The sequence below is a fragment of the Clostridioides sp. ZZV14-6153 genome (genome assembly GCF_020657855.1).
Taxonomy (GTDB): Bacteria; Bacillota; Clostridia; order Peptostreptococcales; family Peptostreptococcaceae; genus Clostridioides.
Genome location: NZ_JAGWCZ010000015.1, coordinates 72,334 through 90,290, shown reverse-complemented (window position 1 = coordinate 90,290; position 17,957 = coordinate 72,334). Strand labels below are relative to the sequence as shown.

Below are 17,957 nucleotides of genomic sequence, written 5' to 3'. Positions count from 1 at the left end.
GTTTCCCTATATGCTGACTATTTTAGCTACTAACTCATGACTAAAGTCACGAGTGTGCGTAGCTATTTTTTAATCAAGCCTTTATTTTTCATAACATCTAAAATTCTTGTTGTATTAGATTTATCCTTACATGATTTTTCGCACAAATCTATTTGAGAAATCCCATCTTGTTCCCATAGAAATCTTAATAAAGCATAATGATCAGTTGTTATGTCATATCCATTTTGCTTAAACATTTTTTTTAAATCTTCTTTTACTTTCAATGAAGTACTTATTAATTTACTTGTAACTTCATATAATTTCTCAAAATCTCTCATATTACCTCCATCTAAATAATACCTTGCGCCTCCCATCTATCAATTATTCCTTTATATTGCTCAATATTTTTAAATGCCATTGGCTTTAAAATAATATTCATAGCAATAAAGTCGTAGATTTGAGAAAACACAGGTGGATTTTTCTTTTCCTCTATACAATAAACAAATTTTTTAGATACTTTTTGTATCTTTGACTCTACTCTTTCAACTATAGGATTTTGATTAAATCCAATCTTTACAGATAAATGACCACAAACATAACCTCCTGAATCTAAAACCATTGATTTCATAAAAGAAATAGCTTTTGAACCACGAGCATTTTCATATGTTGTAACCGCTATACATGGTTTATGATACAATAGTCGCTCTAACATCATATGAGCTCTATCTGTAAACACCTTAAAAAGACCAGTTACACTACTTCCATAAGTTGGACTACCAAATATAACGCCATCACTCTTAGTAATTATATCATGAATATACTCTACTTTATCATTTTGATTAATACACTTACCTATTTTATAACAATTTAAACAACCAATGCAATATGATGGATTGACTTCACTTAGATTAAAAAAATTGATTTTGACATTTGGTTTAATTCTTTTTATATCTTTGCATAAATGATTCAAAACCTTTGATGTTGCACCGTTTTTTCTAGGGCTTCCGTTTATAACTGTAATTATCATAATTTATACCTCCATTTTAGTTGTTATATCAACAATAAGTATATCAACCGTTTTTTTAACTGTCAATATAATCCTTAATTTTATTTTTTTACCATACCTATATAGCTTAATCACTCATGCCTCTAAAGCTTAATTGATGCTATTTATATTTAAATACATGTACTTTCTAGATGACTGAAAATGAACTATTTAAAAAAATTGACAAACCAAACTAATGATAATATACTTTATGTATTACAAATGTAAGTATAAGGAGGTATCTTATGAAAAAACTACCACAGATTTCAGAAGCAGAATATCAAGTAATGAAAATTATCTGGAAATATGCTCCTATTAGTACGAATGAAGTGATTGAAAAGCTAGTAAAAACAAGTAAATGGAGTCCTAAGACTATTCAGACAATGTTGTTGCGTTTGGTTAAAAAGGGAGCTTTGACATATGAAAAAAATAGCAGAGTTTTTGTTTATACTCCAATTGTTAAAGAAGAAGAGTATGTAGCTACAGAAAGTAGTTCTTTTTTAAATCGTTTTTATAATGGCACTCTTAACTCTATGGTACTAAATTTTTTAGAGAATGATAAATTATCAGAAGATGATATAGAGGAATTAAGACATATTTTAGATAAAAGGAAAACTAAGGAGGATAAGTAAATATGTACGCTCCATTTTTTATGCGATTTTTACTTAGCACACTAACCTTATCTTTTTTAATTATTATAATCCTACTTGCTAAAAAAATATTTAGAAAACATATTTCTGCAATGTATCAATATAATATTGGGTTTATATTACTTATAATGTTAATAATCCCATTTATTCCGCTTAAATACATTAATCATTTAAATATATTTAGCTATATATCTAGTTTTACTCATATTGAAAATAGTACAGCAAATACTTCTATTGTAAAAAATTCTTCAGACAATATAATTAATAATTCAAATGCATTAAAAGATTTTTCAGTATCTTTGAATCAATTTAATTTTGATAATTTAAATATTTTATTGCTAACATTATGGATAATTGGAATTACAATCATGATAATTATTACAGTTCATTGTAATTTTAAAATAAGAAATATAAAAAAATCAGTACAGATTTTAGAAGATGAAGAGATTCTTTCACTTTTTAAGCACTGTAAAAAAATTATAGGTTTAGATAAGGATTTTATATTATGTAAATCGTCTATTATAAATACGCCTATTACATTTGGATACTTTAGACCACATATTATATTACCAAGTGAATCTATATCTAAATTATCTTTAAAAGACATACGATATATTTTACTTCATGAATTACAACACTCTAAAAACAAAGATATTTTAGTAAACTATATAATATGTTTTTTCCAAATATTATATTGGTTTAATCCTCTTGTCTGGTATGCACTTAAAGAAATGAGATTAGACCGTGAGATTGCATGTGATATTTCAGTTTTAAAGAGACTTGATGAAAATAGCTACATAGAATATGGACATACCATAATAAATTTTATAGATAATCTCTCAAAACCATCTAATCTCACACTTACTTCAGATATTGGTGGTTCAAAAAATCAAATAAAAAGACGTATATTAAAGATAAGAGATTTCCAAATTGAGTCAAAAACTTTAAAACTTAAAAGCATTTTAATTTTTACAATAGTAGCTTTAATTGTATTTGGAAATAGCTCTACACTATCCATTATGGCAGATGTCAATGAAAAATATAATCTTATAAGTAATCAAACTTTATATGAAGATTTAAGTCAGTATTTTAAGGGTTTTGATGGAAGTTTTGTAATGTATGATTTAAAGTCTAATCAGTATCATATTTACAATGAAGAAAAAAGTAAAATGAGAATTTCACCAGACTCTACTTATAAAATTTATAGTGCTTTGTTGGGATTAGAAAATGGTGTAATAACAAGAGATAATTCATACATTCATTGGAATGGGAAGTATCACGCTAATGATTCTTGGAATAAAGACCATGACTTATTTTCTGCTATGGAAAACTCTGTTAACTGGTATTTTCAAGATTTAGACAAAAAAAATGGTATAAAAGACATACAAACTTATCTAGAAAAAATTAACTATGGAAATCGTGATATTTCATCTGGGATATCAAACTATTGGCTAGAATCTTCTTTGAAAATCTCACCTATTGAACAGGTAAATTTACTTAAAGATTTTTATACAAATAAATTTGAATTTAGAGATGATAATATAAAAACTGTAAAAGATTCATTATTGATATCTAAAGAAGCTGGAGTATCACTTTATGGGAAAACTGGTACTGCTAATATAAATGGAAAAGATGTAAATGGTTGGTTTATAGGTTATGTAGAAAAAGATGGAAATGCTTATTTATTTGCAACAAACATTCAAAGTAAAGATTATTCTAATGGTAGCACAGCAGCCAAAATAACATTATCTATTTTAAATGATAAAAAAATATATAAGACAAATTAATGCAAATATACTTTTTAATACATTTTCTTTAAGATTTAAAAACTTCACATAATATTCAAATTAACTCTCTATAAAATTCATATACAAGGGTTATTATATAAACATAGAAGATAGTAAAACTAGCTTAAAAACATAATATAATACCCTATATAAATAGTGGCAACTCTCCCTCACATCCTCAATTGTTGCCACTATTTTATTTTTTGAACTAATAAAAGACTTCATCATATAGTGAAGTCTTTTATTAATTTGACTTTTATCTAAAAATAAGATGTCAAAAATATAAATCCCAAATACATCATATTAATCTTCAAATACTGATTTTATAATAGGTATAACATAATGGCTTCCTCCACGATGCTTCACATCTTCAACCATAGCTAATGCTAGATACTGTTTGTCACTATCTTCATCAACTGTAAACGCATTAAACCATCCAAGCTCTGTTCCAGTAGTATCATCTTTTGATGCTTTAATTTCTGCTGTACCAGTTTTTCCAGCAATAGTAATTCCTTCAGTTTTAGCACCATGACCTGTTCCATTAGGATTTTCAATAACTTGAATTAAGTCATCACATATAATTTTCACAGACTCTTTAGAAAACACATCTTTTTTCCAGAATTCAGCCTGTGGATTTTCTTTAAATTCAAGATAAGGCTTTATCATACTTCCATCATTGACAAAAGTTGAATATATTGATGCCATATGTACTGGATTTACAAGTACTTTACCTTGACCATACCCACTATCTGCTAATTGTATTTCTGTATCAAATTTATTGTCAGTACCAAATTTTGAAGAAGCTAATCCAAATTCAAATGGTATACTTTCTTCAAATCCTAGTTTTAACAGTTCTTTTGATAATACATTTTCACCTATTTTTAATGCTGCTTTGGCAAAATAAATATTATCAGAATAAATCAATGCATTTTTCATATTTACAGTATTTCCATAATCCTTTAATGTAGTTACCTTATAACTTCCCCAACTAGAATCTTTTTGCCAACTAAGACCACTATGACCAAAATTTTCATTAGGATTAATCTTTCCTGTTGTTATTCCAATACCAGCAGTAACTGGTTTAAAAGAAGACCCTGGACATAGTCTGGCTTTAAATCTATTATACATTGGTTTATTTTCATTTTCATTGAGTTCTTTCCATCTATCCTCTGACATACCTAGTATAAATTCATTTGGATTGTATGATGGACTACTTATAAGAGATAAAATCTCTCCTGTTTTAGGATTCATAACCACTGCACAACCCTTATCATTTTTCAACTGGTCATATAATTTACTCTGTAGCTTTGAATCAATAGTCAGTTTGACATCTTCCCCATCTTGCTTTGGAACAATTGCTAAAGTTTCTTTTTTATCTCCATATCTATCAGCTATAATAATCTCACACCCATCAATACCACGTATTCTGTCTTCTAATAGACTTTCTAAACCAATTTTACCGATTATGCTATTAGCATTGTAGTTCTTTCCCTTTTTTTCTTTTAATATTTCTGCATTCACATTTTGAACATACCCAGTTAAATGGCTAGCTTTTTCACCTAGTGGATATGCTCTTACCTCTGTATTAGATATTTTAACTCCTGAAATGCTAAGTAGTGATTCTTGTAATAATTTATCTTTTCCTTTTACAGAGCCATCTGGATTTTCTTCTATTTTTTCAATAGTTTTTATAGGGACCATTGAGTTTTCTTTTACCCAAGATGCATCTAATTTTTTTTGGATTTGCTCAACTGGTATATCTAGTAAATCAGATAGTTTTTTTAGGTCTTCTACATTATTACTCATCTTTCCAGGCACTAATCCTATAACAGATGCAAGACCTTTCCCAGCAAGTACCTCACCATTTCTATCTAAAATATTTCCTCTTTTAGCTTTAAGTGTTGATACTAGAACCTTATTATCATTTTCAAGTTCTGGAAATATAACGTTTGACTGCCATCTTATTTTATAGTTTTTTTGTTTGTCTTTAGTCAATAATACTTCATTTGAAAATGAGATTTTTCCTGCTAAAGTGTCTATTTTAGAATCATAATTTATTTTTGTACCTTCCTTTTCATCTTTTTTAATATCCTTAATATCAATACTTATATTATGTGCACTAATTCCTCCGTATATTTTTTTATTTCTAGAGATAAAATCTTCTTTTTTGTTTTCTAGTTTACTTTTTTCGTCTAATAGATTGTACATTTTTTCATATTGTCTTTCATTTGCGAAAGACATATACTGTTTTAATAGTTCATCTGGTTTGATTTTATTAAATCCATTCAATGCAAATTTAGTTGTAATACCAATAATAACTACAACTAAACAGATTAAAGCACCAAAGATTAATAATTTTTTTGTTTTTATCTTTTTTTTCATACAAACCCCCTTATTCTTCAATATATTACATACGTAAGATTTAAAATCAAAATACTCCCATAAATACATCAACTATCTATTTTTTATTATTTTATTGTTTTTAAATATCCTAATAAAAAAAATATATATTAAAATAACATAATTGATAGTAATTTATATATTACATACGTAAGTTTTAAAAGTCAATATTATTATTACTATTTTAATAAACTTTCATCTTAATTTAAAAATAAATTAGAGTTATTTTATTTACTAACCATTTTATTTGCTGGCTGTTTTATACTATATAAATTTAAATTGACAAAGCGACACAAATGTCTTATAATTAAAAACGACATACATGTCGCAAAGGAGGAAAATCTATGGCAACAAAAGGAATGCAAACTAAACAATTTATTATTGATACTTCAATAAAGTTATTTTCTGAAAAAGGCTACAGTAATGTAACTATGAAAGATGTTTGTGAGGCATGTAATTTAAGTCGTGGTGGTCTATACAGACATTTTAATTCAACAAAAGAAATTTTTATTGATATGTTAAATTCTCATAAAGATAATGCTAAAAATTTATTAGATGAAAGTATCAAGGAAGATATATCAGCTAGGCAGATGTTAGAGTATTTTCTTAATCAACAAAAGTCAGAAATACAAAGTGAATACTCTGGATTAGATTTTGCAATCCATGAATTTGCTTTTGTAGAAAAAGACCAGCGTGATTATATGAACAAAAGATATAATTCAGCCATTACAATGCTTTCGAAGTTAATTGATTATGGGCAATCTAAAGGTGAATTTAAAAAATGTAATTCTATGACACTTGCAACACACATAATGTTCTTGTTTGATAGTATGAAGACATCAGCACCTGTTTTAGTACTTACAGATGACGATATTGATAAGCAAATAAATCTTATAAAGGATATGGTGATTTTATATGAATAAACAACAATTCCATAAAATTGACTTACAAAACTGGGAACGATATACACATTTTTATTATTTTTCAAAGATGACAAATGTAGGATTTGATTTAACTATAGAAATAGATATTACTCGTTTACTTGATGAAACGAAAAAGAGAAATATCAAATTTTATCCAGCATATCTATATATAGTAACAACTTGTTTAAATCGATATAAAGAACTAAAGATTGCATATGATGAAAATGAACTTGGATATTGGGACACTTTAACTCCATTTTATGCAATTTTTCATGATGATAATAAAACTTTTTCATCAATATGGACAGAATACAATAAAGATTTTTCAATATTCTATAAAAGTTATTTAAATGATATTGAACAATATGGAAAAAATTATGGTTTTTTAGCAAAACCTAATCCTCCAAAAAATTGCTATACTGTTTCATGTCTTCCATGGATTAGTTTTAAAAGCTTTACTGTACATAATCATGGTCTTGAAAATTATTTTTTCCCTACAATTGAATCAGGCAAATATTATCAAAAAGATGAAAAAATACTTCTCCCTCTTTCTATAACAGTACATCATGCAGCTACTGATGGATACCATGTAAGTTGTTTTATTGATGATATACAAAAAATGTGCTTTAATACTGATACATGGTTATTCTAAAAAATAATCTGTATTATAGACATATATTATAATATTTATAATCTAAAATAAACAATCACATTACATGAATAAGATAATGTGATTGTTTACTTATACTCATATTTTTACTTATTTTAATTATAATTATTTATTTTTTCTTCAATTTTATTTAGTTCTCAATTTTATTTAAATACTTTACTCTCTTAGTACATCCCACAGTTAACAAAACTAAAACTACTATTATTGATGTTAAAATATAAATATAGTTCATATTAGAAAACCATCCTTTACCATCTTCCATGTAAGTCGAAATACTTATAAACCATCGTATTGGACTTATGATACTCATATTTTGCAACATAGCAGGCATTTTATCAATTGGAATAAATGAACCACCAATAAGTGATAGTATAAGAGATATACCAGTAGCAAATAAATTTGCATACATCTCCTTATTAAACAATGAAGATACAAATGTTCCAAAAGAAGTTGCCAAAGCCGATATCCATACACCCATTAAAAGTAAATTTATATAACTGATACTAATATCAATATTAAGCAATTTAATGATAGTTATTGAAACTAAATATTGAAAATATGTGATTGCAAAGTTATATAGTATATTCCCTAACACATATCCTCTTATATTTTGTGGTGAATATAATATTCTTGTAAATGTACCTGAATTTTTATCTTTAATAATCATTGATGCTGTAACAGTAGAGGTTATCATTAAAAATAATACAATAAAAGCAATTATTCTTTGCAAAACGCCTAAGGTGTTTTCTTGTAGTTTATTTATATTTATAGGTGTTGAATCTTCTTTATATGATTCTATTAAATACTCTAATATATTATTTGTATTTTTATCTTTTATCGAATACAGTTTGAAATTACCCTTATTGAAATATATAACAGCAGAATATTTTCCAGTTATAATATCAGTTTTGACTGTTTTAAAGTCTGCAATTTCAACATCAATTCCTTGAGTGCTTTTTAATGCCTTAACCATATCTGTATAAATCTTCTTTTCAGATTTATTTAAAACTTGTTCATTTTTATACTCACTCAAAATACCAATATTAAAAGATGGTTTACTTATGTAATTTGCTAGTACTCCAAGTATTACTATAATTATTGGAAATAAGAGTATAACTAAAAAACCCGATTTTTTATTTATATTTCTTTTAAAATTATTATTAAAAATACCTATTAAGTTCACTATATAAATGCCTCCCTTTTAAATAATTTGACTGTAAGTACTGTCATTAAAATACTTATCATTACAAATATAGATGATATATTAAAAAGGGGTTGTAAGCTATCATCATAAATACAAGTAACTATACTCCTATTGACCCAAGTTAATGGTGATATATTAATTGCTAATGAAACAACTGGATTTAATGAACTAACTGGAAAAAATACGCCTCCTAAGAAACCAAAAATCACTATTGGTATATTAATGATATTACGTAGTATATCTAAGTTTTTGCATGCAAGACCTAAAAACAAACCTATAGCTGATACTACAGTTGACTCACACACTAAAAGAAAAATAATAGCTAAAAAATTTCCACCAAAACTTATCTGAAAAACGCCTTTTATTATAACTAAAGTTATTAAATTACACAGTGAAAGTATAATTGTGCAAGAGAAAAGTTTTGAAAGTACTAACTCTTTTATGGAAATCGGAGAGATCATATAACGATAGGATGTATTAGAAATTTTCTCATCTTGTGCAGCATATGAAACACTAATGATTCCCATAAGAACACAAAATGGTATTGTGACAATAGTATAATAGTTATATGATGTAAATTCTGTTCCATAAGACTTTGATGTTAAATATCCTAATAACATTATGATTATTAATGGAAAAACAATATTATAAAATAAAATAAAAAAATCTTTACTTCTTCGCTTGATTCCTAATCTAAACAATGGCAAAAAATATCTCATATATTATTCCTCCAAATCTCTCAAATTTGTACCTGTAAGATATAAAAAAATATCCTCCAGTGTCTTGCAACCAAGTTTTAAATACTTATCTTTATATAAGTTCTTATCTAAATCTTCTAAAATTACTCCTTTATCAATTAAAACAATCCTATTACATAAAGCTTCTATTTCCTCCATATAGTGACTAGTATAAATAACTGTTGTACCATTCTTATTAATCGTTTTAATTGCTTCCATAATCTTATTTCTCGATTGAGGGTCAATTCCAACTGTTGGCTCATCCATAATGAGAATTTTAGGGCTATGTGCGATTGCACAAGCTATATTTAACCTACGTTTCATTCCTCCAGAAAATTTTGATGGTAGTTCTTTATGTCTACCCCAAAGTTCAACAAACTCCAAAGCCTCTTTAGTTCGAGATTTAAGTTCATTTCCTCTAAAACCATACAATGAACAAAAGAATTTAACATTATCATATGCACTTAGGTCTTCATATATTGCCAGCTCTTGTGGTACAACACCAAGAGCACTTTTAAAGATATTTTGCTGAGTTCTGATACTTTTACCCCTATAATATATATCTCCACTATCTGGAGATACAATTGTAGTAAACATATTAATAGATGTGCTTTTTCCTGCTCCATTTGGTCCAATAAAACCTAAAATATCTCCTTCTAGTATTTTAAAACTCTCTCCTGATACAACTTCCTTATTGTTATATCTTTTAGATAACTTTTCAATCTCTAATAGTACATTTTCCATTTATAAAACCTCCTAATATTTTAACCAATATTATATATCCAATGTTGTATATATTATTTTTTTAAAACACGAGTCTTTGACTCGTGCTATTATAAATAAACTTATTTTTTATTTTGTAATTTTAGTATTATTTTATCTATATTCTCGATAGCTTTGTCTGGATTATTAATTATTTCATCTCTAAGTTTTTGAACCTCTAATAGTTCACTTGTTGCCTCATTTTCAAATAAAAAATCGTCTTCTATATTTGAAAAATCTATAGATTTAATTACGTTCTGTGTTTCATAACCAACAGATATGTACTTATCAATATTATTGAGTATTTCCTCATGCCATAGTATTTGATAATTCAAATTATCTATTGTCATATCAAAGGCAATTCTTTCTGTTGGAAGACTTTTTTTATCAATATTTTTAATTTCTTTCCAGTTTTCCCAATACTTTTTCTGCTCTATCAGATGCTTTATATGCTTTTCAAGATTGATTTGTATAGTATCTCTTGGTAATACATCTAAAATATTATACAATAGGAATTTATTTGAACCTACTGGAACTATAGGCATCTGTAATTCTTTTTGTAGCTCTTCTTTTAACTCCACTTTACCACTTTGTGTAATCTCATAAATCTTACGAATTCTAGCACCAGTTTTTTCTTCTCTCAAAACTCTGACTGCCCCATCTTTTTCTAGCTTTGTCAATGCATAGTAAATCGAACCTGATTGTATTTTTGTCCATCTATCTGCACCAGAAACCTGTAAAAATTTTTGAATCTCATATCCATGTGTTGGCTTAATATTTAAATAATATAAAATTAAAGTACGTATCAGAAAAATTCACCACCTTATACTCTATCTTGGATATTATATTATCACCAACGTTGTATATAGTCAATAGTTGTTATTTAAATAAATATATCATGACTTACTATTTTTATTGTTTAGCACAAGGAATCCCATGAGACATACATATCCAATTGTATTTTAAATTTTCTATCTCACTTACAGATTTCATCATTTTTTCAGAATCCCAGTTCCACAGATTAGGATATGGGATTATATTTCCTTTCTTATTCTTAACTAAATCTCCTGCAAACAATACATCTTCAAAAAGCATACATACATGTCCTGGTGTATGTCCAGGAGTATGAATAATTTTTATATTCCCGACTTGCATATTATTTCCATAAGGCTCTACATCTTTAATAATTCTTTTTGAAATTGTCTTTCCAATAAATTTTTTAAATCCAGGTCTATCCTTCTTCCCTATAATAAAAGGTATATCTTCCATATGAGCCCACACTTTTGCTCCTGTATGTTCTTTCAATAACTTAATATTAGATATATGGTCAACATCATGATGAGTCAGTAAAATATGCTTAATATCAGTTAGTTGAATCCCAAGTGTTTTTAATTCTTTAATTATACTATTCCCCATAAAAGGAAGTCCTGTATCTATCAATGTAATCTCTTCATCAAACACAATAAAACAATTTGCACCACGAGTACTATCTAACAACAATACATTTTCTTTTATTTTCATAAATAAATCCCCCTTATTTTATATTTTACCTATATAATTAATTAGTAAAGTTATAATAAATTATAGTGCTTTACATTAACTTTATTTTTAAAAAGTATACTATCGTTATACAAGTATACCATCAGTATATATTCTTATCAATATAATCAGTAGAAAGGAGTATTTTATATGTCGGAATTATCAAGAAGAGATAAAGAAAAAATCCAAAGAGAAAATGAAATTATTGTTAAAGCAGAAAAATTATTTTGTCTTAATGGATTTGATAACACTTCTATGAATGAACTAGCAAAAGAAGTAGAATATACAAAACGTACTATATATAAGTATTTTTCATGCAAAGAAGATTTATTTTTTGCTGTTGTACTAAGAGGGTATAAAAGACTTTGGGATAGTGTTAAAATAGAAAGTTCAAAAGGTAAAACTGGATTTGAAAAATTAAAATTTTCATATTCTGCATTTCATAAATTTTATTGTAAGGAGCCTTCTTTACTAGCTTTAATGGGAATGATTGGACTTTTACAATCTAAAAATTCAGACTTAGAGATACCTTTTAAAGAAAAGTTTTTTTCTTTCAATAAGTTTATGTTTGAAGAAATACAAGAACTATTTGAAATGGGAAAAGTTGATGGAAGTATTAGGTCAGATATTGAGATACCTACTCTTATGTATTCATCAATATTTACACTTACAGGATTTTTTAATTTATTATCTATAACAGGAAAATCGTATATCAACAATTTTAATATAGAAGAGAAAAAATTTATTGAAACCACACTTGGTCTTTTAATAGATTCACTTAAAGCGTAGTTTTAATTTATAAGTTTTTGACAGGGATTTTATTTTACACTATAAATTTTTTTAAATGAAAGGACTGAAAATAAATGGCAAAAATACTTCTTTTAGAAGATGATGATACAATTGCATTTGGAATAAAAACTTCCCTAGAAAAGAAAAAACATGTAGTTTGTTGTTATAGTACAATTACTGAAGCTAAGAAAAAATTTGACAAAGATATCGATTTAATTCTACTTGATTTAAATTTACCTGATGGGATTGGATATGAATTTTGTAAATATGTTAAAAATATAAGAGATACTCCAGTGATATTTTTGACAGTGCATGATGATGAAAAAGATATTGTACAAGGTCTGGATATGGGCGCAGACGACTATGTGGTTAAGCCATTCTTGCTTTCAATACTTCAATCTAGAATTAATGCTGTACTTAGGCGTACTCATTCTAACACTACTAGCACTCTTACATGTGAAAATATAAAATTGAATAAAGATGAAGTTAAAGTATATTTGGATAATATTGAAATCCCTTTGACAGCAGGAGAATACAAACTACTCCTAAGCTTAATGGAAAATAAAAATAAAGCACTTACTCGTGCAAAACTATTAGAAATGCTCTGGGATATAGATGGCAACTTTGTAAATGATAATACTCTTACTGTTACAATAAAGCGACTTAGAGAAAAACTAAAAAATCCATCCTGCATAAAAACCTTGAGAGGTATAGGATATAGAATGGAGGACAGCTAGTGAAAACTCCAAGAAATATCAATAATACTGTTGTTTTTATAGTATTCTGCTTAGCTATCACTATTTTGTTAAGTATAATTCTAACAACTATAACTTCTTCTGAAGAATATAATATGATATCTAAAACCATTGGTACATCATATCAACTTAACCCTAAATCTACAGAACATATTTTAGAATCACTAAAAAATTCAAGTTCTCATGACTTTAATGTAGGAAATGAGATTTTATTAAAACATGGTTATACTAAAAATACATTTTGGTATAAAAACTTTTTTTATTTCATTATAGTATCCTTTGTTATAGTGTCAACAATGGCTATAGTTGTGTTCATAATTCAGTATAGAAAAAAAAGACATAATATGATTAGAATCAATACTCTTACTCACTATTTGGAAGAAGTCAATTTAGGGAAAGAATCCATACTTTTACGATGTGAAGATGAGTTTTCACATCTTGAAGACGAGATATATAAAACTGTGGGAGAACTTCGTTGCTCAAAAGAATTTGCTTTAAAAGAAAGACAAACTCTTTCAGATAATCTTGCAGATATTGCACATCAACTTAAAACTCCAATTACTTCTATGTCGCTTATGGCACAATTACTTGCAGAAAGTTGTCCAGATGAAGAAATAGATTACCTTAATAGACTTACAAACCAAATATTAAGATTAGAAAGATTGGTGTCATCTTTACTTACTTTGTCAAAATTAGATGCAAGTACTTTAATATTTGAAAATAAACTTATAGATGTCCATTCTCTTCTTACTAATGCTGTTGAACCTATAGAAGGAATTTTAAAAGAAAAAAATCAGACATTTATTATTAAAGACTCTTCGTTCGTAGAATTTGAGATTGATATTAACTGGACTTTGGAAGCTCTTTTAAATATTCTTAAAAACTGTAGTGAACATGTAGAAGATGGTGGACAGATTGTTGCTTATTATAGTAAAAACCCTCTATACATTGAAATTATTATAGAGGATAATGGGAAAGGTTTTGCTCAAGAAGACCTACCATATATTTTTAATCGATTTTATCGTGGTAAAAATGCTAGTAAAGACAGCATTGGTATAGGTCTTGCTCTATCAAAGTCTATTATAGAAGGTCAAAATGGTACTATACATGCAGAAAATTGTCATCATGGTGGTGCACGATTCATAATTAAGTTTTATACATAAAAGACTGGATTATAGGAGAACACCTATAATCCAGTTACATTATATCCTATTTATCTATCATTTACACATTATCTATCACTTACACACAATATTCTTTAAAGTTGCTTTTAAAAAATATTCAATAAATCTTGTTTATATTGTCTCATTTTTTATAGATTCTACTATGTTTTCACTCTTTAATTGTTTACATCCCATAGTATACGACGCTATTACTACAATAAGTATCAATATGGTAAAGCTCGTCACTATGGATATTGGTGCAAATAATAAGTACTCCATAAAACTTATTTCATTTATATGGATGAAAGCATACAGTATAGCTATTTGCACAGGAATACTGAGTAATAATGGTGTAAGACCAAAAAATAATCCTTCTAGGATAAGCATCTTTTTCATACCCTTTGGAGACAATCCTGCAGAACGTAACATAGCAAATTCTTGTCGTCTACTTCTAAGATTCCCTGAAACAGTCGCCCATACATTTGATAAACCAATTGCAGCTAATAATGCTGTAATAAATCCTACTATCAAATTCATAGTTATTTGTCCACTCTCACTTAATTCTTCATTTTCTACAACATCATTAATACTATAATCACCTGACCCATAATATTTATTGCAAATAGATTCAAACTCTTTTCTTACTTTAGAAATATTATCATGATTATCTATTTTAAATAACCCTGTTATTCTATTTGATTTTAATCTACGGTTTTCATGATAGTTTTTGGACACATCCTGTACTATAGACATTGGTACTATTTGAATTAAGGTGTATCTACCAAGATTTTCTGCTATTTGTGGAAGTGTATCTGTAATAGTTCCTACTTTCATATTAAAAGTATAATTTCCCTCATCTTCATCATATACCTTTTCATTTAATGTAATGTTATCTCCTACAGAAAGATTTAAATAATCTATATATACTTTATCCCTACGTGTACTACGCTCAACATCTTCCTCACGATTATATACAATCGAAATCGGATTTTTTGTATCATAATATGGTTTTGGGTCTATAGAAAGTTGTTTACAATATTTTGCAAAACTCTCATCATCAAGTCCAATCATAGTTGAAGTAATACGAAACTTACCATCACGTTCTATAGGAGCATATTTTTTAGCTGAGACTATCTTTTTAAATCCTCCACTCTTTGCAAGCTCTTTTGAAGCGTCTTTTTCAGTTAACCAAGTGATTGCAGACATTTTTAGATAATATAATGAACTCTCTACACCTTGTGTACTGTTTAATTGTTCTAAAAACTGTTTTTCTGCAGGTTCACTATTTTCCAGATGCAATGATATATCCCTTTGATTAGCATAAATATCACTACCATAAACACGCTCTGCACCTCTTTGACATGCAATTATATTTAGAAAGCTCGTCAACAATAAAAAAGAAAGTGTTAAAGATATTGTTGCGGTACGATAAGATTTTTTACGGGAACGAAGCGCATTTACTGCAAGCTCTCCTTCTATACCAAATAAGTTTGTTAGTGAATATTTATGTGACTTTTTGATTTTAATACTATCACCTTGTCTAATTGCTTCTATAGGTGATATTTTTGATACTTTACGTGCTGGGATAAGTGCAGAAATCCATACTGTTATTATTGTAAGTAAAACAGCTGGCAAGAAAGCAATAACACCATAAGTAAAGATTACCTGTTGATTATTATTAACAGTATCGACTGAATTAATATAACTTACAAGACCCTTACACAATGCCCATCCTAAAAATAAGCCTATAGGCAAAGGAATAATTGTCAATAAAAACCCTTCAAAAACCACAGACTTTTTAATCTGCTTTGGTGATGCTCCAATACTAGCTAGTATACCCAATTGAGTAAGTCTAGCATTTGCTGATAGTGCAAAAGCATTATAAATCACCAGTACAAATACGGCTACTGTAAAGATTGCTATTGTTAGATACATAATAGGTGTTGAAAATTTTTCTATACTGTTCATAGATGCTTTCTGCTCTGGAGAAAAAACTAACATTTTTAAAAGATAATTACTATTATACTTAAGATTGTATTTTCCATATTCATTCATTTTCCATCCTAATGATTTAGCAAGCTTTGGAAGCTCTTTATATGTATCTCTAATATTTTTAAATCGTAAATATACAGTAATATTATCACTAGGCTTTATACTTGCTCTATCAAGATAACCAAGAGCTGTATATGCAGGTACAACTGATGAAGTAGTAACATCTATTTTCCCTACTATTGTCAACGTAGTCTCTGAAATCTTCTTAAAACTTTCACCTTTAGATTTTGGAGCTACGGGTTCAAGAAGATTTCCATTTAAAACCCTATCTCCTATTGGTATAGTAATCTTATCACCAATTTTTACATTTGGATTACTCTCAAAATATTGTTTTGATAGTGCAATTTCATTAGCATTATTTGGTCGATGACCCTCTAGTATAGTGTCTTTCTCTGGCATAGAATTCCAATATTCTGAGGTAGCATTTCTATAAATTATGTAATCCCTTTTATCATCGTCAATTTTACCTACATACCACTGTCCTTTAATCATCACATCATCAACTGAAGAGAAATTTTCAATTAATGATAAGTCACTTCCATGAGTTTCATCAAATAACTCTCCATGCCAATTACCTTCTTTCTCAATTGAAAGCCTTATAAAATCACTCCACATTGTATATAATAGTCCACACAAAGAAGACATCATAGTTGTAGTAAGTAATATAGCTAACATTATAGCCATACTACTGCGCTTATTACGACGTACAAAATCTAAGGTGTATTCTTGAAGAATATTCATTTCTTCACCACCTTTTCAGAAACTATCATACCATCTTCCATAGTTATAATACGATTTGCTTCTAATGCTATTTTTTCATCATGAGTAATAAGAAGTATTGTTTGATTAAATCGTTTATTTGATAAGTTTAGTAAATCTACAATTTCTTCAGAATTTTTTCTATCAAGATTACCTGTTGGTTCATCTGCTAATAAAATAGCTGGTCTATATATTAAACTTCTAGCTATAGCTACTCTTTGCTGTTGTCCACCTGAAAGTTGACCTGGAAGATGTTTAAGCCTATCAGTTAATCCAAGTGTAGATACAATTTCAGAAAACCTATCTTCATCCACTTTCCTTTTATCAAGTAACATTGGTAATAATATATTTTTTCTAACATCAAGAGTAGGTATAAGATTATAAAATTGATATATAAGCCCTACTTTTCTACGTCGAAAAATTGCCAATGCTTCCTCTTTTAAGCTTGCTATTTCAGTGTCTTCAATATAAATTTTTCCAGATGTAGGTCTATCTACTCCTCCAAGCATATGAAGTAATGTAGATTTTCCAGAACCAGAGGCTCCTACTATAGATACAAAATCACCTTTTTGAACTGATAAATTCAAATTATTAAGAGCTATCACCATGGTTTGATTTGAGCCATATGTCTTTGTTAAATTTTCACATTTTAGTATTTCCATATACAATCATCTCCTTTATAGTTAAAGTTTAGCAATCCAAAATGACATTATAGTGACACACCAAACTAAATGTTGACACTC

The 17,957-nt window shown here is 27.7% G+C and carries 17 protein-coding genes; 7 read left to right on the top strand and 10 right to left on the bottom strand.

The features are described from left to right. Positions 1-62: 62 nt before the first annotated feature. Both KGF46_RS16240 and KGF46_RS16235 read right to left on the bottom strand, forming a co-directional pair. Positions 63-317 carry a MarR family transcriptional regulator gene (locus KGF46_RS16240; protein ID WP_227829372.1) on the bottom strand — a complete coding sequence of 85 codons (255 nt, stop codon included), beginning with the start codon at positions 315-317 and terminating at the stop codon, positions 63-65. 11 nt (positions 318-328) lie between these two features. Next, entirely contained in the window at positions 329-1,006 is a 678-nt protein-coding gene (locus KGF46_RS16235) for a flavodoxin family protein (protein ID WP_227829371.1), read from the bottom strand. Between the two features lie 263 nt (positions 1,007-1,269). On the opposite strand from KGF46_RS16235, the gene KGF46_RS16230 reads away from it, so the two are divergent. Together KGF46_RS16230 and KGF46_RS16225 are read left to right on the top strand one after the other, a co-directional pair. Next, positions 1,270-1,656 carry a BlaI/MecI/CopY family transcriptional regulator gene (locus KGF46_RS16230; protein ID WP_227829370.1) on the top strand — a complete coding sequence of 129 codons (387 nt, stop codon included), beginning with the start codon at positions 1,270-1,272 and terminating at the stop codon, positions 1,654-1,656. A gap of 2 nt (positions 1,657-1,658) precedes the next feature. Continuing rightward, complete coding sequence (locus KGF46_RS16225; protein ID WP_227829369.1) at positions 1,659-3,461, top strand: BlaR1 family beta-lactam sensor/signal transducer; 1,803 nt, start codon at positions 1,659-1,661, stop codon at positions 3,459-3,461. Between the two features lie 303 nt (positions 3,462-3,764). On the opposite strand, the gene KGF46_RS16220 is transcribed toward KGF46_RS16225, so the two are convergent. Next, the gene (locus tag KGF46_RS16220; RefSeq protein WP_227854809.1) at positions 3,765-5,843 is read right to left on the bottom strand and encodes a penicillin-binding transpeptidase domain-containing protein; all 2,079 of its coding nucleotides are present in this window, start codon (positions 5,841-5,843) and stop codon (positions 3,765-3,767) included. Between the two features lie 362 nt (positions 5,844-6,205). Between KGF46_RS16220 and KGF46_RS16215 the strand changes: the two genes are divergently transcribed. After that, positions 6,206-6,784, top strand: coding sequence for a TetR/AcrR family transcriptional regulator (locus tag KGF46_RS16215; RefSeq protein ID WP_227850879.1), 579 nt, complete (start codon positions 6,206-6,208; stop codon positions 6,782-6,784). After that, positions 6,777-7,436 (top strand): chloramphenicol acetyltransferase, encoded by a 660-nt coding sequence (locus tag KGF46_RS16210; protein WP_227850880.1) that lies wholly within the window; start codon positions 6,777-6,779, stop codon positions 7,434-7,436. The genes KGF46_RS16215 and KGF46_RS16210 overlap by 8 nt, the downstream gene beginning before the upstream one ends. A gap of 148 nt (positions 7,437-7,584) precedes the next feature. Here KGF46_RS16210 and KGF46_RS16205 read toward each other — a convergent pair whose 3' ends face one another. From KGF46_RS16205 to KGF46_RS16185, 5 genes are all read right to left on the bottom strand, one after another. Continuing rightward, positions 7,585-8,637 carry an ABC transporter permease gene (locus KGF46_RS16205; protein WP_227829365.1) on the bottom strand — a complete coding sequence of 351 codons (1,053 nt, stop codon included), beginning with the start codon at positions 8,635-8,637 and terminating at the stop codon, positions 7,585-7,587. After that, positions 8,637-9,377, bottom strand: coding sequence for an ABC transporter permease (locus KGF46_RS16200; RefSeq protein ID WP_227829364.1), 741 nt, complete (start codon positions 9,375-9,377; stop codon positions 8,637-8,639). The genes KGF46_RS16205 and KGF46_RS16200 overlap by 1 nt, the downstream gene beginning before the upstream one ends. Before the next feature lie 3 nt (positions 9,378-9,380). Continuing rightward, on the bottom strand, positions 9,381-10,139 hold the full coding sequence (locus KGF46_RS16195; protein ID WP_227829363.1) for an ABC transporter ATP-binding protein: 759 nt from the start codon (positions 10,137-10,139) through the stop codon (positions 9,381-9,383). A gap of 101 nt (positions 10,140-10,240) precedes the next feature. Further along, on the bottom strand, positions 10,241-10,951 hold the full coding sequence (locus KGF46_RS16190; protein ID WP_227829377.1) for a PadR family transcriptional regulator: 711 nt from the start codon (positions 10,949-10,951) through the stop codon (positions 10,241-10,243). A 118-nt stretch (positions 10,952-11,069) separates the two neighbouring features. After that, positions 11,070-11,678 carry an MBL fold metallo-hydrolase gene (locus tag KGF46_RS16185; RefSeq protein ID WP_227854810.1) on the bottom strand — a complete coding sequence of 203 codons (609 nt, stop codon included), beginning with the start codon at positions 11,676-11,678 and terminating at the stop codon, positions 11,070-11,072. 168 nt (positions 11,679-11,846) lie between these two features. Between KGF46_RS16185 and KGF46_RS16180 the strand changes: the two genes are divergently transcribed. From KGF46_RS16180 to KGF46_RS16170, 3 genes are all read left to right on the top strand, one after another. Then, entirely contained in the window at positions 11,847-12,485 is a 639-nt protein-coding gene (locus KGF46_RS16180; RefSeq protein ID WP_227854811.1) for a TetR/AcrR family transcriptional regulator, read from the top strand. 74 nt (positions 12,486-12,559) lie between these two features. Continuing rightward, entirely contained in the window at positions 12,560-13,222 is a 663-nt protein-coding gene (locus tag KGF46_RS16175; protein WP_227862161.1) for a response regulator transcription factor, read from the top strand. Beyond that, positions 13,222-14,403: a sensor histidine kinase gene (locus tag KGF46_RS16170; RefSeq protein WP_227829359.1), complete on the top strand. Its 1,182-nt coding sequence runs from the start codon at positions 13,222-13,224 to the stop codon at positions 14,401-14,403. Before KGF46_RS16175 ends, KGF46_RS16170 begins: the two co-directional genes overlap by 1 nt. A gap of 132 nt (positions 14,404-14,535) precedes the next feature. Here the strand turns inward: KGF46_RS16170 and KGF46_RS16165 are convergent, their stop codons facing one another. Both KGF46_RS16165 and KGF46_RS16160 read right to left on the bottom strand, forming a co-directional pair. Continuing rightward, positions 14,536-17,196, bottom strand: a complete 2,661-nt coding sequence (locus tag KGF46_RS16165) for an ABC transporter permease (RefSeq protein WP_227842916.1) — start codon at positions 17,194-17,196, stop codon at positions 14,536-14,538. Continuing rightward, complete coding sequence (locus tag KGF46_RS16160) at positions 17,193-17,876, bottom strand: ABC transporter ATP-binding protein (RefSeq protein ID WP_227829357.1); 684 nt, start codon at positions 17,874-17,876, stop codon at positions 17,193-17,195. Before KGF46_RS16160 ends, KGF46_RS16165 begins: the two co-directional genes overlap by 4 nt. Positions 17,877-17,957: the final 81 nt, after the last annotated feature.

Bases quoted from the DNA above. Each gene is read 5' to 3' on its own strand.
- KGF46_RS16240 (WP_227829372.1), bottom strand. From the start codon at position 317: ATGAGAGATTTTGAGAAATTATATGAAGTTACAAGTAAATTAATAAGT.
- KGF46_RS16235 (WP_227829371.1), bottom strand. From the start codon at position 1,006: ATGATAATTACAGTTATAAACGGAAGCCCTAGAAAAAACGGTGCAACA.
- KGF46_RS16230 (WP_227829370.1), top strand. From the start codon at position 1,270: ATGAAAAAACTACCACAGATTTCAGAAGCAGAATATCAAGTAATGAAA.
- KGF46_RS16225 (WP_227829369.1), top strand. From the start codon at position 1,659: ATGTACGCTCCATTTTTTATGCGATTTTTACTTAGCACACTAACCTTA.
- KGF46_RS16220 (WP_227854809.1), bottom strand. From the start codon at position 5,843: ATGAAAAAAAAGATAAAAACAAAAAAATTATTAATCTTTGGTGCTTTA.
- KGF46_RS16215 (WP_227850879.1), top strand. From the start codon at position 6,206: ATGGCAACAAAAGGAATGCAAACTAAACAATTTATTATTGATACTTCA.
- KGF46_RS16210 (WP_227850880.1), top strand. From the start codon at position 6,777: ATGAATAAACAACAATTCCATAAAATTGACTTACAAAACTGGGAACGA.
- KGF46_RS16200 (WP_227829364.1), bottom strand. From the start codon at position 9,377: ATGAGATATTTTTTGCCATTGTTTAGATTAGGAATCAAGCGAAGAAGT.
- KGF46_RS16195 (WP_227829363.1), bottom strand. From the start codon at position 10,139: ATGGAAAATGTACTATTAGAGATTGAAAAGTTATCTAAAAGATATAAC.
- KGF46_RS16185 (WP_227854810.1), bottom strand. From the start codon at position 11,678: ATGAAAATAAAAGAAAATGTATTGTTGTTAGATAGTACTCGTGGTGCA.
- KGF46_RS16180 (WP_227854811.1), top strand. From the start codon at position 11,847: ATGTCGGAATTATCAAGAAGAGATAAAGAAAAAATCCAAAGAGAAAAT.
- KGF46_RS16175 (WP_227862161.1), top strand. From the start codon at position 12,560: ATGGCAAAAATACTTCTTTTAGAAGATGATGATACAATTGCATTTGGA.
- KGF46_RS16165 (WP_227842916.1), bottom strand. From the start codon at position 17,196: ATGAATATTCTTCAAGAATACACCTTAGATTTTGTACGTCGTAATAAG.
- KGF46_RS16160 (WP_227829357.1), bottom strand. From the start codon at position 17,876: ATGGAAATACTAAAATGTGAAAATTTAACAAAGACATATGGCTCAAAT.